Annotated in this window: 32 protein-coding genes and 1 riboswitch; of the genes, 7 read left to right on the top strand and 25 right to left on the bottom strand. The window is 41.0% G+C overall.

Going from position 1 to position 25,315, the window contains the following annotated elements; genetic code table 11:
- Nucleotides 1–4 precede the first annotated feature (4 nt).
- The 8 genes from ACOSV2_RS13365 to ACOSV2_RS13330 all read right to left on the bottom strand — a co-directional run bounded on the left by ACOSV2_RS13365 (nt 5) and on the right by ACOSV2_RS13330 (nt 6,574).
- Entirely contained in the window at nt 5–1,258 is a 1,254-nt protein-coding gene (locus ACOSV2_RS13365; RefSeq protein ID WP_428975516.1) for a glycosyltransferase, read from the bottom strand.
- Nucleotides 1,259–1,409: 151 nt separating this feature from the next.
- Nucleotides 1,410–1,847, bottom strand: a complete 438-nt coding sequence (locus ACOSV2_RS13360) for a MarR family winged helix-turn-helix transcriptional regulator (protein ID WP_341357527.1) — start codon at nt 1,845–1,847, stop codon at nt 1,410–1,412.
- A gap of 194 nt (nt 1,848–2,041) precedes the next feature.
- Nucleotides 2,042–3,052 carry a Gfo/Idh/MocA family protein gene (locus tag ACOSV2_RS13355; RefSeq protein ID WP_428975515.1) on the bottom strand — a complete coding sequence of 337 codons (1,011 nt, stop codon included), beginning with the start codon at nt 3,050–3,052 and terminating at the stop codon, nt 2,042–2,044.
- A 103-nt stretch (nt 3,053–3,155) separates the two neighbouring features.
- On the bottom strand, nt 3,156–4,289 hold the full coding sequence (locus tag ACOSV2_RS13350; RefSeq protein WP_428975514.1) for a serine hydrolase domain-containing protein: 1,134 nt from the start codon (nt 4,287–4,289) through the stop codon (nt 3,156–3,158).
- A gap of 217 nt (nt 4,290–4,506) precedes the next feature.
- A complete protein-coding gene (locus ACOSV2_RS13345; protein WP_428975513.1) occupies nt 4,507–4,767 on the bottom strand; it encodes a hypothetical protein in 261 nt (86 codons plus the stop codon).
- A gap of 99 nt (nt 4,768–4,866) precedes the next feature.
- Nucleotides 4,867–5,310: a GNAT family N-acetyltransferase gene (locus ACOSV2_RS13340; protein ID WP_428975512.1), complete on the bottom strand. Its 444-nt coding sequence runs from the start codon at nt 5,308–5,310 to the stop codon at nt 4,867–4,869.
- Nucleotides 5,311–5,484: 174 nt separating this feature from the next.
- Nucleotides 5,485–5,709, bottom strand: coding sequence for a hypothetical protein (locus ACOSV2_RS13335; protein WP_428975511.1), 225 nt, complete (start codon nt 5,707–5,709; stop codon nt 5,485–5,487).
- A gap of 331 nt (nt 5,710–6,040) precedes the next feature.
- Nucleotides 6,041–6,574: a GNAT family N-acetyltransferase gene (locus tag ACOSV2_RS13330; protein ID WP_428975510.1), complete on the bottom strand. Its 534-nt coding sequence runs from the start codon at nt 6,572–6,574 to the stop codon at nt 6,041–6,043.
- A 403-nt stretch (nt 6,575–6,977) separates the two neighbouring features.
- Between ACOSV2_RS13330 and ACOSV2_RS13325 the strand changes: the two genes are divergently transcribed.
- On the top strand, nt 6,978–7,646 hold the full coding sequence (locus ACOSV2_RS13325; protein WP_428975889.1) for a Type 1 glutamine amidotransferase-like domain-containing protein: 669 nt from the start codon (nt 6,978–6,980) through the stop codon (nt 7,644–7,646).
- Nucleotides 7,647–7,781: 135 nt separating this feature from the next.
- Here the strand turns inward: ACOSV2_RS13325 and ACOSV2_RS13320 are convergent, their stop codons facing one another.
- From ACOSV2_RS13320 to ACOSV2_RS13300, 5 genes are all read right to left on the bottom strand, one after another.
- The gene (locus ACOSV2_RS13320) at nt 7,782–8,069 is read right to left on the bottom strand and encodes a TIGR04104 family putative zinc finger protein (RefSeq protein WP_428975509.1); all 288 of its coding nucleotides are present in this window, start codon (nt 8,067–8,069) and stop codon (nt 7,782–7,784) included.
- A gap of 92 nt (nt 8,070–8,161) precedes the next feature.
- Nucleotides 8,162–8,557 (bottom strand): DUF4181 domain-containing protein, encoded by a 396-nt coding sequence (locus tag ACOSV2_RS13315; protein ID WP_428975508.1) that lies wholly within the window; start codon nt 8,555–8,557, stop codon nt 8,162–8,164.
- Between the two features lie 614 nt (nt 8,558–9,171).
- Nucleotides 9,172–9,393 carry a superinfection immunity protein gene (locus ACOSV2_RS13310; protein ID WP_428975507.1) on the bottom strand — a complete coding sequence of 74 codons (222 nt, stop codon included), beginning with the start codon at nt 9,391–9,393 and terminating at the stop codon, nt 9,172–9,174.
- A 337-nt stretch (nt 9,394–9,730) separates the two neighbouring features.
- Nucleotides 9,731–10,717: an HAAS signaling domain-containing protein gene (locus ACOSV2_RS13305; protein WP_428975506.1), complete on the bottom strand. Its 987-nt coding sequence runs from the start codon at nt 10,715–10,717 to the stop codon at nt 9,731–9,733.
- On the bottom strand, nt 10,714–11,055 hold the full coding sequence (locus tag ACOSV2_RS13300) for a PadR family transcriptional regulator (protein ID WP_428975505.1): 342 nt from the start codon (nt 11,053–11,055) through the stop codon (nt 10,714–10,716). The genes ACOSV2_RS13305 and ACOSV2_RS13300 overlap by 4 nt, the downstream gene beginning before the upstream one ends.
- A gap of 233 nt (nt 11,056–11,288) precedes the next feature.
- On the opposite strand from ACOSV2_RS13300, the gene ACOSV2_RS13295 reads away from it, so the two are divergent.
- A complete protein-coding gene (locus ACOSV2_RS13295) occupies nt 11,289–11,777 on the top strand; it encodes an RNA polymerase sigma factor (protein WP_216593408.1) in 489 nt (162 codons plus the stop codon).
- On the top strand, nt 11,774–12,682 hold the full coding sequence (locus ACOSV2_RS13290; protein ID WP_428975504.1) for a zf-HC2 domain-containing protein: 909 nt from the start codon (nt 11,774–11,776) through the stop codon (nt 12,680–12,682). Before ACOSV2_RS13295 ends, ACOSV2_RS13290 begins: the two co-directional genes overlap by 4 nt.
- Nucleotides 12,683–13,338: 656 nt before the next feature.
- Here the strand turns inward: ACOSV2_RS13290 and add are convergent.
- Nucleotides 13,339–14,331, bottom strand: coding sequence for an adenosine deaminase (add, locus tag ACOSV2_RS13285; protein ID WP_428975503.1), 993 nt, complete (start codon nt 14,329–14,331; stop codon nt 13,339–13,341).
- Nucleotides 14,332–14,385: 54 nt separating this feature from the next.
- Nucleotides 14,386–14,485: riboswitch (purine riboswitch) on the bottom strand.
- 156 nt (nt 14,486–14,641) lie between these two features.
- Between add and ACOSV2_RS13280 the strand changes: the two genes are divergently transcribed.
- Together ACOSV2_RS13280 and ACOSV2_RS13275 are read left to right on the top strand one after the other, a co-directional pair.
- The gene (locus ACOSV2_RS13280; RefSeq protein ID WP_428975502.1) at nt 14,642–14,791 is read left to right on the top strand and encodes a hypothetical protein; all 150 of its coding nucleotides are present in this window, start codon (nt 14,642–14,644) and stop codon (nt 14,789–14,791) included.
- Nucleotides 14,788–15,618 (top strand): STAS domain-containing protein, encoded by an 831-nt coding sequence (locus ACOSV2_RS13275; RefSeq protein ID WP_428975501.1) that lies wholly within the window; start codon nt 14,788–14,790, stop codon nt 15,616–15,618. The genes ACOSV2_RS13280 and ACOSV2_RS13275 overlap by 4 nt, the downstream gene beginning before the upstream one ends.
- Before the next feature lie 74 nt (nt 15,619–15,692).
- Here the strand turns inward: ACOSV2_RS13275 and ACOSV2_RS13270 are convergent, their stop codons facing one another.
- From ACOSV2_RS13270 to ACOSV2_RS13255, 4 genes are all read right to left on the bottom strand, one after another.
- Nucleotides 15,693–16,271: a type 1 glutamine amidotransferase family protein gene (locus tag ACOSV2_RS13270; RefSeq protein ID WP_428975500.1), complete on the bottom strand. Its 579-nt coding sequence runs from the start codon at nt 16,269–16,271 to the stop codon at nt 15,693–15,695.
- Between the two features lie 88 nt (nt 16,272–16,359).
- Nucleotides 16,360–17,112 (bottom strand): DUF695 domain-containing protein, encoded by a 753-nt coding sequence (locus ACOSV2_RS13265; RefSeq protein ID WP_428975499.1) that lies wholly within the window; start codon nt 17,110–17,112, stop codon nt 16,360–16,362.
- A gap of 199 nt (nt 17,113–17,311) precedes the next feature.
- The gene (locus tag ACOSV2_RS13260) at nt 17,312–18,676 is read right to left on the bottom strand and encodes a sensor histidine kinase (RefSeq protein WP_428975498.1); all 1,365 of its coding nucleotides are present in this window, start codon (nt 18,674–18,676) and stop codon (nt 17,312–17,314) included.
- Entirely contained in the window at nt 18,666–19,361 is a 696-nt protein-coding gene (locus ACOSV2_RS13255) for a response regulator transcription factor (protein WP_428975497.1), read from the bottom strand. Before ACOSV2_RS13255 ends, ACOSV2_RS13260 begins: the two co-directional genes overlap by 11 nt.
- 194 nt (nt 19,362–19,555) lie before the next feature.
- On the opposite strand from ACOSV2_RS13255, the gene ACOSV2_RS13250 reads away from it, so the two are divergent.
- Together ACOSV2_RS13250 and ACOSV2_RS13245 are read left to right on the top strand one after the other, a co-directional pair.
- Nucleotides 19,556–19,990, top strand: a complete 435-nt coding sequence (locus tag ACOSV2_RS13250; RefSeq protein ID WP_428975496.1) for a hypothetical protein — start codon at nt 19,556–19,558, stop codon at nt 19,988–19,990.
- A 57-nt stretch (nt 19,991–20,047) separates the two neighbouring features.
- A complete protein-coding gene (locus ACOSV2_RS13245; RefSeq protein WP_428975495.1) occupies nt 20,048–20,392 on the top strand; it encodes an ABC transporter in 345 nt (114 codons plus the stop codon).
- 435 nt (nt 20,393–20,827) lie between these two features.
- On the opposite strand, the gene ACOSV2_RS13240 is transcribed toward ACOSV2_RS13245, so the two are convergent.
- The 7 genes from ACOSV2_RS13240 to ACOSV2_RS13210 all read right to left on the bottom strand — a co-directional run bounded on the left by ACOSV2_RS13240 (nt 20,828) and on the right by ACOSV2_RS13210 (nt 25,237).
- Nucleotides 20,828–21,232, bottom strand: a complete 405-nt coding sequence (locus ACOSV2_RS13240) for a DUF4279 domain-containing protein (protein WP_428975494.1) — start codon at nt 21,230–21,232, stop codon at nt 20,828–20,830.
- Nucleotides 21,233–21,253: 21 nt separating this feature from the next.
- A complete protein-coding gene (locus tag ACOSV2_RS13235; protein ID WP_428975888.1) occupies nt 21,254–21,610 on the bottom strand; it encodes an SAR2788 family putative toxin in 357 nt (118 codons plus the stop codon).
- Entirely contained in the window at nt 21,607–21,969 is a 363-nt protein-coding gene (locus ACOSV2_RS13230; RefSeq protein ID WP_428975493.1) for a hypothetical protein, read from the bottom strand. The genes ACOSV2_RS13235 and ACOSV2_RS13230 overlap by 4 nt, the downstream gene beginning before the upstream one ends.
- A gap of 25 nt (nt 21,970–21,994) precedes the next feature.
- Entirely contained in the window at nt 21,995–22,891 is an 897-nt protein-coding gene (locus tag ACOSV2_RS13225; RefSeq protein WP_428975492.1) for a S8 family peptidase, read from the bottom strand.
- 305 nt (nt 22,892–23,196) lie between these two features.
- Nucleotides 23,197–23,712, bottom strand: a complete 516-nt coding sequence (locus ACOSV2_RS13220; protein ID WP_428975491.1) for an SRPBCC family protein — start codon at nt 23,710–23,712, stop codon at nt 23,197–23,199.
- Nucleotides 23,713–24,082: 370 nt separating this feature from the next.
- Nucleotides 24,083–24,631: a hypothetical protein gene (locus ACOSV2_RS13215; protein WP_428975490.1), complete on the bottom strand. Its 549-nt coding sequence runs from the start codon at nt 24,629–24,631 to the stop codon at nt 24,083–24,085.
- Nucleotides 24,632–25,093: 462 nt separating this feature from the next.
- Complete coding sequence (locus ACOSV2_RS13210; protein ID WP_428975489.1) at nt 25,094–25,237, bottom strand: hypothetical protein; 144 nt, start codon at nt 25,235–25,237, stop codon at nt 25,094–25,096.
- Nucleotides 25,238–25,315: the final 78 nt, after the last annotated feature.

The raw sequence follows: 25,315 nt of genomic DNA, 5'->3' as shown, positions 1-25,315 counted from the left end.
ATCCCTACCCTTTCAGAAAGTGATGAATGTAATGTGCCGTTTCTCCGGCACCATTTTCTTGTTGCAGCTGTCTTCCCAATTTGAGAGCATTCTTTTTCACCGGTTCTTGTTGCATGGTTAGAATAGCCCGTGATAGATTTTCCACTGTCAATTTCTTTCTCGGGATGGGGGCGGGCCCTACCCCCAATTCTTCTGTCCGTTTTCCCCAGGCGAACTGATCATTTCCATGGGGGATGACGACACTTGGGACACCTGCACGGAATGCGGCTGCTGTGGTACCCGCCCCTCCATGATGGATGACCCCGGCCATTTTAGGGAAAAGCCATGTATGAGGAACACTTTCAATGAAGTACATATCTTCATATCCTTCTTTGTCCTCAACCTGATTCCAACCCGTCCCGATAATCCCTCTTTTACCGGATTTACGGAGTGCCTCTACGACCAGTTTCGTTGTTGTATCGGCACGCTCATCATAAATGCTCCCGAATCCCACATAAACGGGCGCATCCCCTTGATCCATAAAGTCGACAAGATCGCGGGGTGGAGTCCACTCGCTCAGGTCTTCATCCAGAAACCAGTAACCCAAGGACTTCATCCCGGCTTTGGGTTGTGGAAATACGCAGGGACTCATCGACATGACAGAGGTATGATCCGTTGTCGACTCTCTACCAAACGGGTTGGTGAAATGGAGCGGGAGCGCCACGAAACGTTCCTTCCAAAATGCAGCGATTGAAGGCTTGATCGTAAGCCAGAATCCTTTCTCGAACAATTTATGTGTCAGAAGATTGACCGTCTTGCCCCATCTCAGCTGATAAAAGATGAGGGCCGGGTATTCTTTTGTAGGTGCCATGGGAAAAGGGGACGCAAGAATAGTCGGCACACCCCAATGTTCACCGGCGAACTGGCCGATGGCTGCTCCCGGATGATAGATGATGGCATCTGCTCCTTCGCACGCCTCGAACAGATCCCTCTGCATTCCCATCTGCTTATCTTTTATATAAGGCTTCATCTTTTGAAAGCTAGAAAAAAATTTAATCGGGTTGTCGGACTCAATTGAGCTTTTGGCCATCTCCCTTGAAATTTTGGCGATATCCCCTTTGATTGGATGGAAGAGTAAACCATGCTGCTCCACCAACTCCCCATAATTTTCAAATGCGGCAAGTTTCACTTCATGACCAAGGTTCTTTAGTTCTTTTCCAAGTGCAATGTATGGCTGGGTATCTCCTCTTGTACCTGTGGTTAATAATGAAATTTTCATTCGTTTACACCTCGTATCAATTAATTTAGTTAGACTAACTTACCTTTAAGGAGTTTCATTCGTTAGGCTAATTGATGTTCAAGGAACTTTCTTTTAGTTAGACTAACTTATCTTTTAGGGGAACAAGGGACTTTCCCACTGTTCCAGAACGTTATTCGGCGCTTTTCTCGTAGAACCCCTTGATCAATTTCTCCAATGTCCGTTTGAATTGTTCAGCCTCATCCGGGGTAAGCAGCCGTTCGATGAATGCGACATAATCCTCCAAAGCCTTTTGATGCAGACGCATGAATGTCTGGCTGGATTCAGTAAGTGTCACGTGATAAATCCTTTTATCTTCGGTTGATTGGCTTTTTTTCGCATAGCCGAGTGAAACCAATTTATTAATACCTGTCGTGGCCGATGCTTTCGTGATGTTGAGCGCTTCGGCTATCTCACTGATAGTAGGATACCGAAGTGTGCCGATCGCTTGTATATACTGAATCTGATTGACACTTAAATTGGAGACACCTGCTGTTTCAATCGTCTCTTGGACCAACTTCTTAAAAGAAGTGTCAAGTGTCACGATAAATTCGCGAAGAATTTCTTCCATAAATAACAACCTGCCTTTAAGTTAGTTTGACAAACTAACTATATATCATTAATTACTTACTGTCAAATGGAATAAATAAAATATCTTTTTTATACGGAGCCTGCCCAGAGTAAGTTATTACTTTACCGTGCCCGAGGTCATGCTCCCAAGACCATGGTGAATCCATTTCATTCAAAAGGGTTCCGTTTCTAAAATCAGCTAAATTTTAACTCATCCAGGGGTCTTTCCTTCCCAACGATCTCATCCATCACCCAATTCGTTCGTGCCCCTGAGTCTCCAGTACTCGGACAACAAACGCCACCCCCGGTCAGCTCTTTCATGATTGTAGCAACAAGCGGCTGATGAACATGGAGGGGTCGTTCAAAACTCCATTGTTCTTTTCCTTCATTTGTCGTCAAGGTCACGGGATCATCCCCGAATGTAGAAAAGGTGATCTTCCCTTTACTTCCGACAATCTCATTCATGTCCACATGTTCAAAAGCCGTGAAACACCACTTTCCGATCCCTTGAACGCCAGATGCAAATCGATAGGTACCGGTCACAATATCTTCTGCCTCATAATAGCCCGCCTGATTCGAGGCAAATCCTTTCGCTTCTTGTATGGGTCCGAGCAGAAAATCAAGAATATCGAGGGTATGGCTGGCCAGATCGAAGAATAATCCGCCACCGGCAGCATCAGGCTGGACACGCCAGGGAAGACGTTCTGGATCCTTCACGTCGTCCCCCGCTTTTTGATACTGAGCCGATGAGACAAAACGAACGTCCCCGATCGCCTCTTGATCCAGCAGTTCTTTTATCTTCAAAAAGCGTTCCTGTGCGCGACGGTAGTAAGCTACATACAAAGGAACACCGGCACTCTTACAAGCAGCCACCATCTGATTGCATTCCTCAAAGGTACGGGCCATCGGTTTCTCCACATAAACCGATTTCCCTGCGGCCGCTGCCTTCAGCGTATATTCCTTGTGAGAGCCTGGAGGCGTGGCGATATAAACCGCATCCACCTCAGGATCGTTTATCAGATCATCCGCATCATCGTACCACTTCGGAACCTGATGCCTTTCCGCATAATCCCTTGCCAGTTCCCCTGTTCTTCTCATGACCGCAACAAGCTCAGAATTTATAACCTTTTGAAAAGCAGGGCCGCTTTTCTTTTCTGTCACATCTCCGCAACCGATGATTCCCCATCGGACTTTTTCATATGGCATGGGTGGATCCCTCCTGTGAATGTCATTCTTCTGTTGTTCCTTTACCCTTTTAGTCTTATGCCCACAGAGTATACTCTCCTTGTGAGGGCATGACCCAATCATCTTATGAATCAATAAAAACGTCCATGATCCTATCACAAATATCATGATGAATAGTCCCATCAAAATTCAATAAAACCACCACTCCCAGATTGAGCTCGGGAACCATGGTCATCAGGGACCTTACCCCCAACTGACCTCCCCCATGCTCGACGATTCCATATTCCCTATAAGTATCTGTAAACCATGCAAGTCCATAGCTCCTGACATCACATCCAGGCGCCCTCCATTCTTCGCTTACAAGATGGATGGGCTTTTGCATTTCTTCTATTAATTCTGATTGTAAAACAGTCGATTCTTTATTCAAATGGAATGTTACATAGTTGCCTAAATCATTGGCGGTTGAATACAAATACCCGATTGGAGCAGAGATTGGATTGATGGGAAAAGGCGTTTCTATTTTATCCTCGCCTACATAATATCTGGCACTGTTCTGATCTTCCTCAACCTCATATGAGTCACTCGTAGTCCGCTTCATATCAAGGGGTGTGAGGATGTCATCGTGAAGGGATGCTTCCCATTTGCTGCCTGTCACCTTTTCAAACAGATCGGCAAGAATCACATACGCATCTGTGCAATAATTCCATCCCTCTCCTGGTGGGTATTCCAATTCTACTTTTTCAAACCATTTCGTGATATCTTCGCGATTTTTTATACTAGCAATCTCTTCTTCTGTCAGCTGATAATGGTCCAATGCTTCCTGAAATTCCGTAGGTGTATCTGAGAATATTTCCCTTACATTCGGAGCAATCATATTGGCGATTCCCACTTCTGAAGGAAAACCCGCCGTATGAGATAACACATGCCGTATCGTGATCGCATCACTCTGTTCTTTATTCTTCGTTCTGAAGTATGGCAAATAGGTAACAACCGCATCGTCCAGTGCAATCAAATTCTTCTCTACAAGCTTCATAATGGAAAGCGCCATAAAGTTCTTGGATATACTTTGAATGCTCATCTTTGTATCACCATCAATTGGGCGTTCTGCGGATCCGATTCGGGCGTTTCCGAAACCTTTAGAATAGATCGTCTCTGAGTCTTTCACAATGGCAACGCTTACTCCGACTCCCTGCTGATTCTGCATCAATTCATTAATATATTCTGTTACTTGGGTACATTCTTCATTAAATTGCTTCATATGAACCTCCATATATGCGTTTCCGCGATCGCTTCGTCATTCTTAACGATCGTATACCCCACACTTTTTGAGTAATCTCTCTTATTCTGTCAACCTGCCAATTAATTGATCTATCTTCCCTATATGTTACCAAAAAAAAACGGTGCCTGACCCCCGATTCACTCGTTTCTGTTTCTTGGGATCAGGCACCAATATATGATTGATTTATATTTCTTTGTTATGGCTGATTCCAAAAGAATGTTGAAACAAGTGGAACAACTACGGAAAGTAGAAGAATGAAAGAATTACCTATGATTCCGAATGTTTTAAAACCGCCTTTGCCTTTAAGACCCAATATCAGTCCGATCACCGGAAGCACTATTACGATCATTATCATTACTTTTCCAGAGAATAAGTCACCTGTTAAAAACATCGATATAAAATAAACCGAAAACCCTGCTAAAAAGAAAAGAACTGACAGTAACCCGTACTTTTTCATTCTATATCCCCATTTCCCTTTTATTTTCCATTATATTACTTTTGTGTTATTTATTCAAAATTATTTCATGCAGACGGCGGATCCTTTAGAATGGGTCCATTACTTTTGCAAAATCATATCAATATGAGGGATTCCATCATCCAGATAGGTTTCCGTTATCGCCCTGAATCCAAATGACCCATAGAACTCCCGCAAATATTCCTGAGCCTGGATTTTCACCGTTCTTTCCCCTAATTCATCATGAATGAAATCCAGTCCTCTTTTTACTAATTCGCTTGCCAGTCCTTTACCACGATATCCTTCCTTCACAAGAACTCTGCCAATGGATGGTTCTTTATATGAAACACCCGCCGGTAATAGTCTTGCATAGACAACCATCTCCCCGTTTTCTTCTTTATAAAGATGATACGCGTGCAGATCCTTCCCATCGACTTCCAGGTAGGGACATTCCTGCTCCACCACAAAGACCTGGGTCCTCACTTGTAAAATCCTGTATAACTCGTGAGTGGATAGTTCATGAAAGCTCTTTAATATCCAGTTCATGATATTGGACACCTCTTATGTACTAATTTTTTGTTGGGTTAGAGAAGCGCGGGGACGGTTCTTGTGCTTCCTTTTGGTAAAGACGAAGCAGCAGAATTGTCCTCATGCTCACTTTCGATTATGGTACACATTTAGAAAATGGTCGAGGATTGTACATCGCCGACCTGTTAAAGTTTATTTCATATGGAATATACCTTTGCCGACATACTTTTTGTATCCCCAAAGGCTTAAAATTGCATGAGAGGCACCTACCAATGCTAATACCGTACCAAGCTTAACGACATCTGATATTGTAACAATAAACAATCCATATCCAATCAACAATCCTGCAATTACACAGTTTATGGCCCAAAATATCCTCTTTCCTATTTTAATCACCTCTCTTTTATTAGCAGGCATATGCAAAAGCAAAACCCTATATCGCTGAACATGCCACCCTTGTGATACCGTTTATTAATACCCACATCTTTGTAAACTTCTTATTCCATTAAAGCCCCCTATAACGGAACAAGGGGAGCTATCCATGGGAAGCATGGGGACGGTTCTTGTGCTTCCCTTTAGTAAAGACGAAGCAGCAGAACCGTCCCCATGCTTACTTTCGATTCTAGACCATGATTTGAAAAAGGTCGATAATTGTACATACCCGACCTGTAAAAGTTTCCGTCATATGGAATATTTCTTTGCCGAAAAACTTTTTGTCTCCCCAAAGGCTTAACGCCACATTAGTTTATTATACAAATTTGTACATAAGAACATCATCAATATATTCACCATGATTTAACTTGTATTCTTTAATTAATCGACCTTCTTCCAAAAAACCCATCTTCTTGTACAGGGAAATTGCTCTTTGATTTGTTGAAAAGACCCCTAAACTTACCTTTTCAATTAATGGGTTTTCTTCTGCCCAGTCTAATAATGCCTTTAAAAGTGCCTTCCCTATTCCCATGCCTCTGTAATTCTTACTTATCGACATTGAAACAGAGCCAGTGTGTGATAATCTCTTTCTATTTTGTGAACGAAATTCTATCGATCCGACAACTACCCCATTCACTTCCGCTATAATAAGAGTTTCTTTTATGTTATCTAATATACTTTGTATTCGTTCTTTCTTCTCCTGTAATGGCTTTATTTCTACCTCTTCTGATACTACGATGAAATAATCACCTTCAGAAATAACAGAGCTCTCAATATCCAAAAGTACCTCAGCATCCTCTACTTTCACATTTCGAATTATGTATTCTACATGACCTTTAGACACTGGCATTTAAACCCTCCTAAGTGATGATCTCTAAGAAATAAATACTACATCCGATTATAATATCCTTCTTCAACGATCTGACTCTATTGTGGATTACATATAAGTACCTTTTATTCCAGATAACTGCCTTTTTAGTGAATAAATAATGATTCTTGAACAGTTGAATTAATGATCAGATAGATTGCTATTTATCGTAAATACACAAAAACACTGAAGGGAACATGATAAAATAAATAAGAGATAATTAACCATCGAAGAAGTGACTTCTACGCACTACATTTCAAGTTATGGCAGTTAGGAATCAACAAAAAAATCCGTGATAATTTAATGATTCAGGTGAAAAAGTTTGGACCCTAAGGAGGAAAATCTTATGTCGCACAATTTTTTAGAGGATTCAAGAACATCGGGAATGAAACTTCTCCTAACGTCCGCGGGCGTGAATAACCCGACGATCCACAACGCGCTTGTGGACATGCTGGACAAGCCGATCTCCGACTCCAACGCTCTGTGCATCCCCACCGCAATGTACGGACACCCCTGGGTCGGTCCTGGCGACAAGGCCTGGCAGTTCATCAGCGGGAATTCCGAGAATCCCATGGTCGACCTGGGCTGGAAGTCTGTCGGCATTCTAGAGCTCACAGCTCTTCCAAGCATCGACGAAGACCGGTGGGTGCCTCTTGTCCGGGAAACGGATGTCCTGCTTGTGTCGGGAGGCGACGCCCTCTACTTGTACCACTGGATGCGGCAATCGGGGCTTGCAGACCTTTTACCATCACTGGATGCAGTCTATGTGGGAATGAGCGCTGGAAGCATGGTGATGGCCCCGAATATCGGCGAAGAATTCGTAGGCTGGCGTCCGCCCACAGGGGGAGATAAAGCACTGGGTCTGGTGGATTTTGCATTGTTTCCTCACCTAGATCACAAGATGTTACCGGACAATACTCTGGCCAATGCTGAAAAATGGGCCGCAGGTGTCTCAGTGCCAGGGTACGCGATTGACGATCAGACGGCCATCAAAGTGACCGATGGGTCCGTTGAAGTTGTTTCCGAAGGGCAATGGAAGCTATTCACCCCTTAAATAACGAGACGGTCAGCCCACTAGCTCCGTACATTTAGGCAAGGTGCGTTAAGGGTGTATTGAAAAAGCCTGATTTCTTAACTTATATTGAGAAATTAGGCTTTTTCATATTCATATGAATCTGCATCTTCCTCATCATACAATACCCTTATACTTTACAAAAAATGGTGTTAACAATGAACCACCCAGGAGAATGGATATCCCAATAACCAAAGTTAAAATAATATTATTGAAAGGGGATAGGAAATTCCAGAAAATCAGCGCAGGGACAATTGTGCAAAGAACAAAAGTTAACCTCCCCAAAATGGTTATTCTATGTTCCGTTCCACAGTTATTACACTCAATTGGTTTGTATGTCCATATAAAAGATTTATAGATTTCACTCCAGCTAAATGGAGTATTACAATGATCGCATTTCTGCAAAATAAAACACCTCGATTCGGACTTTTCGGCAGTTCCTATAGTTCATTATAAATACATTTCATAAAGATCCGCTCCCTTTTGGTTGATAAGAACTAAGCAATACAAAATTGAAAAACAATTAAGATGGCTGTTATCACCAAGATCATTTCAGCTAACGTCAAAATAGCTTGTTTAGGATATTCGCTGGATTTCCATTCAAAAAATGCTCTTACACTATAGTCCAATGCCGATAAGGTGGTAAACCCTAGTATGTATAAGTAGGTTAAGTCTTCATCATTTATTATCATGATCCCTAAAACCATTAAAGTGATTGCAGTAAGAATCCTCACCCATTTGTCAACTTTACGATGGGACTCATTGATATGATTATTGGAAAAGAATTTTCTTTTCACTTTCTCTATGTTAAAAATCTTTCTTAAAAGAAACTTAACCATTGAGATAAGGCCGAAAACGATTATCACTATCAAACTAAATTTTACCCAGAACACAAAACCACTCCTATAAAAAACTGCTCTTTGCTTGAATAAGACTTTAGTAATTAGACGAAAGCACAATTGTTTAAGTTTCGAATTGTTTCATTCTTAGAGCCACGGGGACAGGTACCGTGGCATTTTGATAAAAATGTGGCCAAGGTGTGCCCCGTACAAACCTTATTGCACGGCTTCGGTTCTGGGATTGCTGTCCGAATTGAAGTCCATCAGTCCTCTTTTATCTGCTTTTCGAGAGGAAAGGACGTTAGATTGTCCATTTTTAGTTGAGGACCGCTCTTGGTGGGTATGAGGTGCCAGATGTAGAGTCTGATTCCTCGAAAGAAATCCCTTCGGCTATGGAATTGATCCCGATTGGCCTACATTCAATCCTGATTTTCAGCTATTACTCCTGTTCAGAATTTATCGATCCCCTTTTTTGTTTATTTAATCCTCTTTTTACATAATTGATCCTCTGTGTCGAATTTTCATTATGAAAAACCACGTAGACAGGTACCATGGAACTTAGACAAAATGGAGCCATGGTACCTGTCCCCATGGCTCCTTGCTTCCTTATCGTAAAGATCAAGCAGCAGAACCGTCCCCTTGCTTCACCGTAAGTTGAATAACACGTTTTATTTACTAAGCCCTTTATTAATTGACAATTGATCGCGATGATCTTTTTTAAGTGCCAAAAATAAAGCGGCGAACCAACCAAACAAACTCCATCCTAAAAAGAAATTAATAATATAAATGAGTATTTTGTTATGCTTATTTTTTTTGCTAGCTATGTAGCTTGGGATAAAATAAATGAAACCTATTAAAATTAAAGGTAAAATTACAAGGATAACTTCCATAAAAATTTCTCTCCCTCCATTTTTTTCGTACTTCTTATACCGGTATTTACGTCAACGAATGTAATAAATTTGAGCTCAAGTCTTATCATTATTTATTTTTCTTATTTGACTATCCTTCCGTTAATGGAAAGCACTACGTTTCTAAAAATATTTTAACATAAATTACCTTTTTCACACGTTTATTTTTTACAAATTCGATCGTTTCTCCATGTTATACGAACTACTTATTTTCATTCACTATCTTCTTTTCAAAAGCAAACTCATTTACCTTATCAACCAAGTAAAAAGGTTCCAATCTCTCAGATCAGAACCTTTCCCCCATTATAAAACCCTATGCTTATTTATAAGCCTTTTTAAACCCATCATAGCTATTAATCACCGCAGTAACCAATAATCCAACCGATATGGTCAGGTACAGCCACTGGAAATTGAAAGAGGCGTCGAACAGTTCCTGTATCCTATCTATGAAATCGGTATTCAGCACCTCCATGTTCCTGAAAATAAACATAAAGGCTAGAACAGGAATGAACTGAAACACTGCATTCACGATCGCAAGATTCCTGGTCCAGACCCCTGCTAACCATTTTCTAAGAAGCAGGAAAAGTTCCAATCCGATCAGGAACACGACCAACGGCCAATACCCGATGAGCACATCCCCATCAAAGAATGGGGTGAACGTTCTTTCATTGTCACCTTTTTCATACAATCCGACGATACTTGACGCTTTAAAGTAACAGGTTGACCAGATGACCGTCCAAATCAGACCTCCGAAAATCTCCAGCTTGGAAATTCGTTTTTCCTTCGGGACATACGGGATGTCTTTCAAGTCATCCGGCGTCCACTCTTTTCCTCTCATGGTGATCGGAAGCTGACTGTCCGAAGAAACGGTCCGCTCGATGACGGCGAATATGAGGGTCAGCCAAAAGAAGACCTGCATTCCTGTTCCGATGGCCTCGGCAATCCCATTTCCTGCAATAGACAGGAATACCCCAATGGGACTTGATTCCCCTGAGTAGCTCAATACAGATGATACGGCTAACACGATGAACGTGATCGCTGCAGAAATCGGGAGAATGATCTTCAAGAGCGTCATATACAGATCATAATATCTTGGACCGATCAGGTGCATCGGCCGGTCTTGATAATTGGAGGCCAGCACAGCAGGGTTCCCGAGTGTAGTCAGTACTTCTCTCACATCATCCTCTGTATACTCCTCCGGCAGCATGTCTTCAATCGTTGATTTCAATTCAAGGGCAATATCCTCCCGATTCTTCTCCGGCAGCCTTCTCATCACTTCTTGAATATAGAGTTCAACAAGTTTCATCCTTCCTCATCCCCCTTTAATAAAATGGACAATTCCCCAGACATCTTTTCCCATTCGGCCTGTAACTGTCCCAGGATCTCAGTGCCGTATTCGCTCAGCACATAATATCTCCTCGGCCTGCTTTCCGTCCGGTCCCAGCTGCTTGTGACCAGTTCTTGCTTCTCCAACCGGCGCAGCAATGGATAGAGTGTACTCTGCTCCATCGAAATTCCGCTTTTCTCCAGTAATTGGACAAGTGAATATCCATACTGCGGTGTCCGCAATTGACTTAATACCGCCAGGGTCAATGTCCCCCTCCGCAGCTCCGTCGTCAAGGATGTCAGCAGTGACTTATCCATATGTTCACCTCTTTGATTGAATTATACTGTGTATCGTACACTATATGCTTTATACTATGTATCATACACTATTGAGGTGCGTAATAGAATGTTTTTTTAAAAAAGATATGTTAAATAACTCTGTTGAAATAATTAGGGTAGAAGAAAAAAGAACCGGGGCGTACTTTGTTCGGTTTTTTTAATATTTTTGTAAGATATTTGAGTTTATCGCGTCTTATATGTAAGGAGGTGAGATGGTGACACAGCTTGAGGATATTTATAATACATACTTTAAAGATGTATTTTTATATGTGTATAGTTTATCTGGCGATAAGCATATCTCTGAAGATATCACTTCGGAAACTTTTATGAAGGCATTAACATCGCTAGACAGTTTCAGAGGGAATAGTGATATCCGTGTTTGGTTATGCCAAATTGCCAAAAACAGTTATTACTCTTATTTGCGTAAGAATAAAAGCTTGGTGGATCTTGAGTCGGTTCCAGAATCAGCTAGTGGAGACAATGTAGAACAAGAAATAGCCGTTTCAGAAGCGTCTATGAAGGTACATGAAGTTATCCAGAATTTGAAAGAGCCATACAAAAAGGTCTTTACACTCCGTGCATTTGGAGAACTGTCATTTAAGCAAATTGGCAAATTGTTTGGAAAAAGTGAAAACTGGGCTTGTGTTACTTATCACCGCGCTAGAGAAAAAATTAAAGCGCGATCGGAGGATTATCGATGAAAATTAGCTGTAATATGATCAGGGATATACTGCCGTTATATATCGAGGATATGGCAAGTCAAGATACTAGAGATCTAGTTGAAGAACATATAGCTTCTTGTGAGAACTGTAAAAAACGACTTGAAGAAATGAGGACTTTTGAAGAACCGCCAGTAGATACAGATATAGCTCCCTTAAGAAACATACAAAATACATTGCGAAAGAAAAAGCTGCAAACGATTATTCTTTCAGTCATGGTAACATTGGTTTTTGCAGTGGTTACAATCGCTTATCTGACAACCCCAGCATACATCTCTTATAATGAAAATGCGGTTTCAATTATTGAAAAGGATGACGGAACCGTACTTTTGAATTTTAGTGAAGAAGTCTCTGGATTTAATGTAAATCAATATCCAGCAGCAGACAATTCAGGTTATGTCTATGATATAACTACATGGGAAACGATTTGGCAACAGAAAATAAACAAAAACAACCTGGAAAATACGGTCTTAAACCCGAATGGGGAAACGGTCGCTTCGATCTACTATTACAATACCGATGGAACTGAAAATACTTTAATTTATGGAGATCCAATAACGGATGGTTCTGTCATGACGTTACCTCGGCTTGTTTTAAACTACTATGTGTTGTTTGCTATAGGATTTTTACTTATTTGTGGAATTGGATTGGTCATATTCCGTAAGAACGAAAAAAGAAGAAATGGACTAGAAAAAATGATTCTATTTCCTATCTCGTACCTGTTTGCTCACTTACTTATAAAAGGTCTTTACTCTGCCACTTACCTTGCTGGACGAGACATTTATGTAATATTACTTGTGACAATTTCTTTATATGTTGCGTTGTTAGCTGGAAGGAACATATTAAAAAAATTATCAATTAAAAAGCGGAAAAGCACTTTATATTAGTTGTTTCTTTCACTGGTTAATAATAGGCTCACCAATCAGCGATTCTTTTCTTAATTTTAGCTCTATATTACTTGATACCGAGGGGTCCCTGATAGATTCAGATTTCTAAAACATGACCAAAAAAGTATCCCTTGAATTGGTTGAACCCCCAAATTCTACTGATCAGAGTCCCTCTTCACCAAAAGGGAGTCATTGTTGAATAACTCAGGGAATCCCCACTGTTGCGGAGTTCCCCTTTTTTTTAGTTCAATTATCAACAATAACCTTTAACATAGCTTTTAAAAAAGAAGAAGGATCAAAGAACGTTGGGGTGTTCTTTGATTCTTCTTTAACTTACTCGAACCACTAACCACGGGGACAGGTACCGTGGCTCTCATACAAAACAGAGCCAAGGAATCAGTCCCCATGGCTCTTGAACCTTCCTACTATATCTTCACAGATCTACTCCAGCTTCACTCAGAAAGTTGTCTTAGAAACTTAGGGAATTATAAATTAATAGGATATTGTTGCATTTCTATCAAACTTTGTGATGGTTATAGCATGACCAATAGCTTAGCTCAAATCACTTTCGTTTGAAGAACCACGGTAACAGGTACCGTGGTTCTCATACAAAACGGGGCCAAGGAACCTGTCCCCATGGCTCACATCCCCATGGCTCACAAATACCTCTTCAATCCTTCCTTCACCTCATCACTCGCAAAACAAGCTTCCACACTATTCATATAAATCTCTCGATAATCCTCCTCACTCATCGCAAATTCACCCCAGACCAGCTCGCATTCCTTAGTCATCGTTGTATCGGATACCGTTCTGTTGTCTGTATTGATGGTGATTTTGATTCCATCTCTATGAAAATCGTATAGGGGATGATCACGGAATTGGTTTACGGCTTTCGTTTGAACATTACTTGTTGGGCAGATTTCAAGCACGATCTGTTCTTCCTTTACAATCTGATACGCTTCCGGACAGTCTGTAATATACACACCGTGTCCGATTCTTTCTGCCCCCAGCCATTCAACAGCCTCGAGCACATTTCTTCCAATTCCCGTTTCACCGGCGTGGATCGTGACTCTGTAGCCATATTCCCGGGCCAGTGCGATGGGTTCAATGAATTCCCCGCAGAACCCTTCCTCTTCGGAAGCACATAGATCAATCGCCACGACTCCTTTTCCAAGGAAACCCTTCCCCTGTTCGACGACCTCAAAGGCACGTTCCGCCGACATCGTTCTCATACAGGACAAAATGATATTCCCCTTAATATCAAATTGTTTTTCTGCTTCTTTCATTCCCTCAATTACACTTCCAATGATTGCTTCTACAGATAACCCCTTCTGTGTATGAAGCAATGGGGCGAACCGAACCTCCATATATTTCACGTTTTCCTTGGCTGCATCCTCATAAAGCTCAAAGGTGATTCTCTTTAGATTTTCTCTTGACTGCATAACCGCATTAGGGATCGAGAATTTCTCCAAGTATTCATCCAATGATTCGCAGTCTAATGGGGCAATGAGCTCCTCTTTCATCTCTTCTATATCAAAGGAAGGGATATGGATTCCCTCTCTTTTTGCGATATCAATGATCGTCTCAGGTCGGACACTCCCATCCAAATGGCAGTGCAGTTCAATTTTAGGCATTGTAGAATAATTCATTATTGTACCTCCTCAATTTTTCAACAAAAAAAATCCTGATTACGAAGAAAATACAAATAAATGTATCTTCTTCGTAATCAGGATTTATTGGTTCCTGGTAGAGACCTCCAAACCATATTATTGGAGTTATACGAATGTGTGAAACGTATTAAGTTTTTTATTACGATAATAAAATTTTCAATCATTGTCAAGGGGAAGCGCGGGGACGGTTCTCGTGCTTCCTCTTAGATCAAAACGAAGCAGCAGAACCGTCCCCATGCTTATTTGATCCTTCTTTATTCATACAAAGCGAACCAAGGAGACTGGTACTATGGCTCTTACGCCAAATGAGGCCAAGGTACCTGTCCCGATGGCTTTCATTTCCAGTAAAGGGAGCGAGAGGGACTGGTTCCTTGGCTCTCTTACTTATGTTACTATTATATTTGTAAAATCCGGTAAAGGAGAGATTTCCACTACATGATCAATCAAGTTGACTTCAATTACGCTAAGGCAATATCTGATAAAATAATGGATAAAAAGCAAGAACTTATCGTTCAAAAGAACAACCTGAGCTCAAACCAACCCGCCAACATAGAATCACAGCTTCATATTTGGCGTGAGGATATAATTGAAATTTATGCAAAATCTATCAATAGTGACTTAGATACGTCCTTCCAACTCTTAAAGGAGTGGGGAGCAGAAGCCGTCGATACACTGGTTAACTTCAATCTTCCATTAGAGATTGCTTTGGACGAAGTAAGAGATTACCGGAATTTAATCGGGCAGATCATTAAAGATGAAGCTTCGGGTTTCAACTTGTCAATTGATCAATTCTATAACCTGATTTCAGATTTTGATGCAGTGGTAGACCGGGCCGTACATTGGTTAAGCATCTCTTATTCCAGAAGATTTTATACGCGTATCAATGCTGCAGAAGCTACGGCGTTAGAATTATCCATCCCGGTAATCAAAATATCGAATCAAATAGGGGTACTGCCTTTAATAGGCGATATTGATACCCAAAGAGCTCAAGAGCTAATGGATAAAGCACTCTCAAAAGGCAGTGAATTAGGATTAGAATATATGGTGATTGATTTATCAGGCGTTCCCATTATTGATACGATGGTAGCCGACCGTATCTTCAAAGTAGTGGAAGCCTTATCCTTAATCGGAGTGGAAACCATCCTATCCGGGATAAGACCCGAGATCGCCCAGACCATGACCCACCTGGGAATTAATACTTCTACTATTACGGTCACATCAAGTCTTCATATTGCCTTGGAACAATTTCTGAATATAAAAATCTAATGTAATGATTGGACCCGGCTGCTGGCAGCTGGGTTTTTTCAAGCCAGGGTGACTCTCCCCTTGCCGCCGCTACTCTACTCCTTTTTTATAAATCCATTCTTAAATATATCATACCATCCATCTAATTCTTCACCCTTTAAAACACCCAATTTACGTAAGATATCTCTTGAAAACTCCACTGCTCCACTTCCATTCGCTGTAATCAGACAGCCATCACTAACCGATTGTTCGGCTATATAGTTCTCTTCGCCCTGATAATGAGGTGCCCCCTCTTTTAAATAGGGTAGGGAATTACCTGTATGTTTCAGCTGATCAAGATACCCGTGATTTCCGAGAAAAGTCGTCGCATCACAAATCGCTGCTACCGGAATGTTATGCTCAAAGCAATAATCGACAAGTTTCTTCGCCTGCTGATTCTTTTCCTCTCTCCACCCGGTTCCTCCAGGAATGATGAGCATCTCAAATTCCAAAGGAGAATCTTGTAAACGATAGTCCGGAAGAACCGTCAATCCACCCATTGACACCTTAGGATCCTTGTCGATCGCAATGGTCTGAACTTGATAACCCGTTTTTGATTTATTGATCTCAGCCGTCACGTAACTTGCTTCCCAATCGGCAAAACCATCCGTAACCAATACCAACACTTTTTTCATGTGTATGTCCCCCTTATTTGTTCATTACATATGTACCTAAGAAAGGAGCTGACCCTCGTTACTTTACTTTGCTATGCCCTCGATTTCATTAACCCTCAATCACCAACGTTTCCCACCCATCATACTCCCCGTCATATGTTTCAGAGATTTCGACAAGGAGGTCCGTTACTTCATTAATGGAGTGAAGATCGACTAAATCAACCCGGGATATCGTCAGCACATATTTACCTTCTTCATTAGGATGACCCGTTTCACTTTCAATGGAAAAGCCTTCTTTCTTGATGGCTTTGGCAAAACGTTTCATACCCTTTGGAAGATCAAAATACACCCAGTGGTCAACCTTGCGCGGGACCTGTAATGTGTCCCCCGACTCTTCCAGACGTTCCACTACATGACGGTTCCCCATATGCTGTTGTTGATACTGATTAGGATATAAGAAGTCATAATAGAATTCCCAATGTTCATCCTCTTCAATAGGAAAGACTTCCACCTCATAGCCGGCCGGTTGACTGAAGCGACCAGCTGCATCGACTAAAGCATATGACTCTTCTTGATTTGAATAAAAGATCAGATCCCTGATCCCATCTGTTGTCACCCGCCCCACGTGAACAAAGTGTTGAGGGTCCAGAGAGTCAATAAGCGAATCCTCTATCTCTCCCAATCTATCGGCCTCAGCTCCTACAGGAAATCCATCTTCGTTCGGCCTTTTCACTTTGAATCTGATACAGTAAGGATGATGGTATTTTTCAGTGTTCACTTCCTCAACGATATCCATATCCAGAACAACCGAAGCCATCCGATCCTCAATATAACCAACATAAACATCCCAATTCTCTGACATTTAACAAACCTCCATCATAAGGAAATAAGTGGTTTCATTCTTATTGGACTTACACCAGACTGTATAACCTCCTATATTTTAACACGTCGTTTTGATTTTCTTTTCAAATAGTTTCAACAATCTGAAAAAGCTGATTCACTGTACGCAAAAGCTTACTGTATGGAGGGCCAGGTACCAATCTTAGAGATGAATGATTTATTTATTTCATGTTAAAAACAACCACAAACCGGCATCCGTCATCATAAGTCCCATCCAACTCAATGGTTCCACCACTTTGCTCGATGATTTTTTTCACAATCGCAAGTCCCAACCCCGTTCCCCCGGTCTCACCATTCCGGGATGCATCCATCCGCACAAACGGTTCGAATATCTTTTCATGGTAGTCGACGGGTACCCCGATTCCCTTATCCTCGATCGTCATGATGGCCTGATTCTGTTTTGGTTTGAGTGAAATGGACAGATATCCATCACTGTACGCCATCCCATTCTGGATAATGTTCGTAATCGCCCTCTCAAGCTTGGAAGGATCGAACTTCACCATCAGAGTGTCTTCAGTAATATCCAGGTGATACTCCATCCCTTTCTCCTCGAACTCTTCTACAAAGGAAGTCAGCATGGTACGGAGCCATTCGGCCATATCATATTCCTTAAGCGAAACCGAATCGCAGTCTATATCCATATGGGACAGGTCGAACAGGTCATGGATGAGCCGGTTTGCTCTCTTGCTGTTGGACACGATGATGTCGGTGTATTTCTTCTGATCCGCTCGACTCAGATTCGTCAAGCTGGTCAACGTTTCAGCGTAACCCTGTATATTGGTCAATGGGGTTTTCAAATCGTGGGAAATGTCCAGGATCAGCTGCTTCCTCAAGTTCTCGGACCTTTCCTTCAATGCGATTTCCGTGCCTATCGTCTCTGCCATTTGGTTAATGTTATTCTTCAACTGGTTCAATTCCTGATTCGCCTCGAACTCGATTTTCTCTCCATAGTTTCCTGATGAAATCGAATCGATCCCCTTCAGAAGCTTCTGGATCGGCTGAATGAGCTGGACGGATGTCCTCTTCACGTACCAGTACAGAATGACGATCAAGCACACCATGAAAAAGAGGATGGTGAAGAAGAACACATCATCCAATTGGAAATAGTCATCTGCGGGAAAATAGAGTAATAGATACTCTTCACTATTCTCAGGTATATATAAATCCGTATCATACGTGTCGGTTTCCTTCAGAAATTCATTCAATCCATAGGTAAACCCGATCTTGTGAGGACTATTGAATTGATCGGTCACCTTATAATCGAGACTGACGATTTCAATATAGGCATGATCCGGCAGCTCATTCTTCTTGAATGCCGCTTTCATCCCCAATTTCTTCGCGTCTTCATACGTCCCTTTCAGGAAGTCCTGATCCAAGTCCTCATACACGGTCTCGACATACACAAAGTTCGCCACCAGGGTGAATGTCCCTACTCCGAGTAGAATGATAAACAGTAACGCATAGTTGATAAAAAACTGCTTGGTGATGGAGATGGACTTTTTAAGAAGAATCGGATTAGTCTTCATGATTCTCCATCCGATAGCCGAGTCCTTTCACCGTCGTAATGTACGTCGGGGATTTAGGATCGGATTCAATTTGCTCTCTGATCCGACTGATATGGACCATGATCGTATTGCTGTCCCCGATGTAGTCCGTATTCCATACAAGCTCATACAACTGGGCCTTCGTATACAACCGGTTCACATTCTTCATGAAAATCGATAGCAACTTCGTCTCCTTCGGGGTCAATAAGAGCCGCTCCCCATCCTTCGTCACCGTCTGATTGATCGGATCATACTCCAGGGATCCGTTGCGAATAACAGGTTCTTCCTCCACCACACTATAATCAGTATACCTTCGAATCTGGGCATTCACCCTCGATACGAGCTCAACCATACTGAAGGGCTTCACCACATAATCATCTGCCCCCAGCCCAAATCCCAATACTTTATCCGCATCATCCGTCCTCGCTGTCAGCAGCATAATCGGGACCTTACAGCTTTTCCGAATTTCCTTGATTACCTGAAACCCGTCCACTTTCGGCATCATCAAGTCCAGGATGAGGAGGCTCGGCCGCTTCTCCCTGCATTTACGGATCACTTCAGCTCCATCATAACTCTGCTCCACCCGATACCCTTCATTACGCAAATGAAGGGCGATCAATTCATTAATTTCCAAATCATCTTCCGCTATATAAATCAACTCTGCCATACCCTTACTCCCAGTCTTGTAAAATCAAATTTTCATCCTATTTTACCATGAAATTGTCAGCGATTTTTGAGATTTATGGTTAATTTAAGGTTGCTTTAAGGTTGGGGTTAAGGAAGTCGTGTACAATGAACTAGTTAATGGCTTTGAAATATAAGGCTCATTTTAAAAAAAGTAGTAATTGGTGGGTAATGAACATGACAAACAAACTAAATGAGTTCATCATAAAAGGACATTTTGAAGAGGCCAAAGAAATGACGAATGAACTTTCCTATTCAGAACTTGATGAAAAACTGATGGAAACGGCCTTCAGGGATTCCAGTATAACGAATTACGCCTTCATTATGAGTTTACTAGTCGAAGAGGAAAACGTTAAGTTACATGAGATGGCGTTTAGATTGATGGTGGTTCCACTAAATTACCTGGACGGTGCTTATTACGCTGCCCTTTATCATGCAAGGCGATGTGTGGAATTAACAGACCGACAAGATATCAAGTACTTATCCAATCTATTATTCTTGCATCAAATCCCCGATAAAGTAATCAGTGAAGAGGAAGCCTATGATACGGCGAAAAGGATGCTGGCATTAGATCCCGATCATGTAGTTGCTAAAGAGTTTTTGAATAAGTGAAAGAGGGACGGACCTTGCTAAAGTAGGAGGTCCGTCCCTAAGAAAGGGATGAGTTCCATGAAACCACTTCATGAGGTATTCCATAACTGGCAGGAGAAACTTGATCAGGATGAATGGTATTTCGGCCATTTCTTTGAGGAAATCACTACTAGCATGACTTCAGAGGAAGCTTTTCAGTACATACCTGTCGTCATCCAAGAAGTAATGAAATTGCGAAATGGGTTTTTAATAGGGGAGATGGTCGATTTTCTACATGCCGTCTATGAAGTGGCCAATACAACGGAAATACATCCAATCTTAATTCAGGAAAAAGAAAACATAGAAGGAGTCATTCGAAAGTTTGGGGATGAGTACTCTCAGCAAGCGTTTCGTGAGTTTAAGAAATCGTTGCGATGGAATTGAAAGAGGGACGGATCTCGCTAAACGGAAAACAATGCCTGCCCCCGATTCGCTTATTGGGAGGAAGATTTAGTAGTGACGAATGCTAAGATATGATCCTAGAAATTGAGAGGAAATCAATATGTTTTTTAAAAACGATGAAAGAATTAATAAGAAAAGTGTTAATACCGCATTTCAGAGTACATTTATATTTTGGGGAGTTACCCTTTTTATTAATGCACTCTTTGAAATGGTAAATAATAGACCGTTAATAAGTAGTTCATTTATTATTTTAACTGTAGGGTTAATATTATTCTATTCTACTGAACAAATAGCTAACTACTTTAATAAAAGAAAAGTGTAAAGGGTAGAGCGGGAACCGTCCCCAATATACCCTAGAGGGACGGACCTCGCTAAGATAGGAGGTCCGTCCCTAATTCTTTTATTTCCGGTATGTTCTTAGTTTATATATGTGCAAATATCCATTTCTGCCTCTAAGTCGTTCACAATAAAGGATAATGTAGACGGAGAGAAGTACATGCCAGGCACCTCGTTATCATAAATCTTAATGACTATGGTCAATTTACTTTCAAGTTTATTGGCTCTTTTAATCTCCCTTATTTTATCTGTTTTTTCAGTGAGTATGTCTTCCAGTTTACTCAAAGCATCATTGATATCCATTGATGGAGCGTAACCTGTTTCAATCTCCCAGCATCCCTCCAGTCTTGTCATTATTCTATTTTCTTTAACGAGATCACCTTTTTTATAACTTAGAGAAGGTACCAATTCAAGGTGCTTAGTAATATCATTCGGGTTTAAGTCATCACCATATAGGCAATATTCCACATTGATCTCCGTTTTCATTTATTTTAGCCCCTTTCGGCTTTACTTAATAAATTCTTCTGTTGGTATTGGCGTTCCTTTTCCACCTTTTTTGTATATCCAAACTCTTTTGGTATCTTTATCTATATATAAATCATACTGTGATATTTTCGCTTTTTTCCCCAAATAATCCTGCTTTAACTCATGTGCATCAATACCATTCTTCTTTAGAAATGAATCATCGATTTTCTTAACACTCTTTGGTAAATTTTTTAGTGCAGCCTTTACTGCTGTTTTACCGAACTGCTTTTGGGCTGCGGATAACCCCACCCTCGCAATAATTGCAAGAATATATGGCCAAATGGAAGCTGAAGCCTTTATTGTATCCATTTCATATATTTCACCAGTTTCCTTATTTATGAAAACTGCATTAAAATCATTCTCTTCAATAGTAAATAAGATAAGTGAACATCATAGGAACTTTCCTCAACCACATTACCTTCTTGAACCCGTCCCTCCACGGAAATGGTCCCATCATGACTATCGATATTTATATAGGCGACCGCATTCAAGTCCTGAGAATCATACTCACTCTTAACAACCATATTATTAGAATCCATTTGGTCTACAGAAACGGACATATTTTCTGCGGCTTCTTTACCAAACTGTTCTACTAATATATCATCTTCAATTTTAACCTCATCTTGTGCGCGGCTTACGACAGGTGATATGGTAAATAACATTGTGACAACCAACAAATAGGATACAACCTTTTTCATATATCTCCACTCCTCTTCATAAACTCTACCTTAATTTAATTACTCCGTTTCCAAATTCTTCATCGTGCCCTTTTTCCCCAAGATCTTGAACAAAAGGTTTAAGAAAGTTATGTATATTTTTGTATGTTATATCTTCATCAGAATGACTCATTAACACTGAAATGACACCTGTTAACATAGGAGCAGCAAATGAAGTTCCTTTCAATAATCCAATTTGACCCTGGTTATTAATTGATAAAATATCTTCACCTGGTGCAGCATAATCAATTTTCCCTTTTGCAGAAACACTGGACCTCTTACTATCTTTGTTTATTGAAGCTACAGAAATAACACCTTGATATTTAGCCGGATACTCAACATTTAAACCTAAAGTGTTACCAGAAGCAGCAACAATAATGATTCCTTCATCCAGTGCTTTATGAATCACACTCTCTAATTCGGGGTAATTCTTTTCAAATCCAAAACTGATATTGATTACATCTACTTTTTCTTTAATACACCACTCTATTCCGTCTACAACCGTGCTAACATCCCCAAGCCCATTTTCATTTAGAACTTGTACATCATATAGTATCGAGTGTTGATTAATTCCTTGAATCTCATTATTGATTCTTTCCCCACCTATAATCGCTGCTACTGAAGTACCATGATTGAATGAATCTTTCGTAACTTCATCATTCTCAATGACATCAAATGACTTTATTACCCTGTCTTTAAGTTCGGGTAATGAAGAATTAATTCCACTATCAAGCACAGCAATTTTAATGGGTTTTCCGCCTTCTCTTTGAATGTCACTATTAATGAGTTCATATCCCCAGCTGCCAGTTTCTTTGTTGCTTGAGTCTTTTCCTTCAATCTGAGAATCACAAGCAGATAATATCAATGCAATAACACAGTAAAGTAGGATACCGATTGTCCTCACCCACTTAACATCCTCCTTTAATCAATAGTTGAACCGAACTTTATTATTATAATTGCAGTACGTTAAACTAACCTTAATCCATCCTTAAACAAACCTTAAATATACTTATTTATCATTAAATAGCTTACAGGAACTCCTTCTCTTGATGTCCTTACAACATTTCGTGGATAAGATGTTATTAACTTCAAACGCCAAATAGCTCAGAACATGGAACTCATGTCCTGAGCATATGTTTAGTTGTTCCTGAAAAAGAGTCTGACCCCCAGAGGATCAGACCCTAATAAACTTATTGTTGTATCTTGTCTTTATTTCACCTTCTGAATGGCTTCCTCCAGGCGGTCCCACGTTTCGGTGATGCCTTCTATCACACCCATATCAGTAACGGTCTTGAGAGACTCTGCCGAATCATATTCAGCACGGTTGATCAGCTTCGTCCTGCCACCCAAATCGATGAATTCCAATATATTAGTCGTTGATGGCATGTCTTCATTCGTATTGCCTTCCGGATCTGAGAAGGAATCGACGTAGATGATCTTCTCCGGCTCGATGATCTCCTTGTAAACCCCTTTTCCCCAAGATTCCATACCGAAGTATTCTCCTTGACCTCGATCTGCGCACTTCATGCAGTAATGCCACACACCTCCCGGCCGAAAATCCACGTTACATACGGGAAGCTCCCAGCCTCTTGGTCCCCACCACTGTTTGAGATGTTCAGAGTCTTTAAACATAGTAAACACTAGCTCACGCGGCGCATCAAATTCTCGCTCAAGAACAAGTACCCGATCATTCTCCACCCTTGAAGTCAACGTATTGTTAGACATTTCATTTCCTCCCGAACATTAGAGTATTTTGATTCGAATCACATCATAAAACGGTATTTCATTTTCACTCTGAATAAAGCAGGACACTGCAATTGCCTATGATGAAAAATACCCAAAGTTCACCCATTGCAATAGAGAATACATGACACATGTCTACTCAATAGCCGACATGAGATCTGGAAAAGAGCCTAAAAGCATGAATGGGATCAACAGCCTGTAAGAAATCAGTATCCGCTATTACTATTCTTCAAAGATTCCTTATTCCCTTCTTTGGTTTTGAAGTTCTTAATAGGCTTCTGATTTTCAACAGGAGGGAGTAACGAAAAACGGTGCCTGTCCCTCCATCCTTCCCGTGCTGGGGGGCCCCACTCTACTTTAACAAGTCATGAACCCACTTAATATCCGTAGAAAATTCCTTATTTGCACGAACCCAATATTGAAGAAATTTTTCCTTATCCTCTTCCCATTCAGGATACGCTTCTTTAAAGGCGTCAATGAATGCAGTATTCCCGGCAAGGACTGCATGATCTTCATGAGATATTTGCAAGCCCCACCCTCCTTGTGGTGAATAGAGGGAATTCTCGACCACAAGAGGAATGGATCGGTAGTCTTCGTAGGCTATGGTACTTTCGGCGCCCCAGTGCTGTGGTGCCAATTCGGAGTGAAAGTCCTGCGAGAGGTCAAAAGGATCCCCTTCCGACTCCGACAAGATAAAGGTCCCCTGTCCAACCTGTTCAATGGTTTTCATCAGAGCATGGAACTGAGCTTCCTGAAGATAATATCCCTTGGTCGGGAAGATCAGTACCCTTTTGTGAAAGCTTTTCTGAAATGGAGCGCCAAATGGAGCCGATTTCGTAAATACTCTATGGAAGGCTTCCTTTAACCGGGAGATGTCGTCTGCGTTTTGAAATCTTTTCATTATTAATCCCTCTTTCCTTAGAGAAACTTTATTTTTCTAACTCCTTTTATGCCCTTTACATTGATGGTGGGAAGCCCTGATTTAGAAGACTAACCTGGTGAACCGAGGCATGTAGCAAAAAACGGTGACAGACCTTCCGGAGGTCAGGCACCATCCATTAAAAAACTTATGTAGCTTAAGAACCTATTAAATATTGCATATGTCATGCCGAGATGTTTCAATCTTCGTTTATTTCCTCATAACTAAGCTAAAGATCATACTCGTAAGGATATAATAGATTCCTATGATTGATAACGCATCTGTCATCATGGTCCATAGTCCATTTCCTTTTATAACGAACCCCCATAACAAGAAGCTCGTGATAAATATAAGTGGGATTATAAGAAAGTATCCCAGGAAGAATAGTTTCTCTTTTTGTTGCTCCATCATCATCATCCTTATCTGGGTAATGGATTTCTTACACTAAAGTAATTTAAGATCAGCCGCCAATTCCTCCACTTCTTCTTCGTTCGTCATGGGTGCCGCACTAACAGATGGGCCAACCGTCCCTACTACTAACATCAGAGCTATTAATAATAGTAATGTGTTTCTACCTATTTGTTTCATGATCCCTTCTCCTCTCTAAATATGATACCTCGGCACTTGTCTTATTCAGTGATAAGCTCAGCATTAAAAGGTTCATAG

The sequence above is a fragment of the Rossellomorea sp. DUT-2 genome, assembly GCF_052665285.1.
The sequence above is the reverse complement of the archived record's forward strand: the minus strand, read 5'-3'. Positions and strand labels throughout refer to the sequence as shown.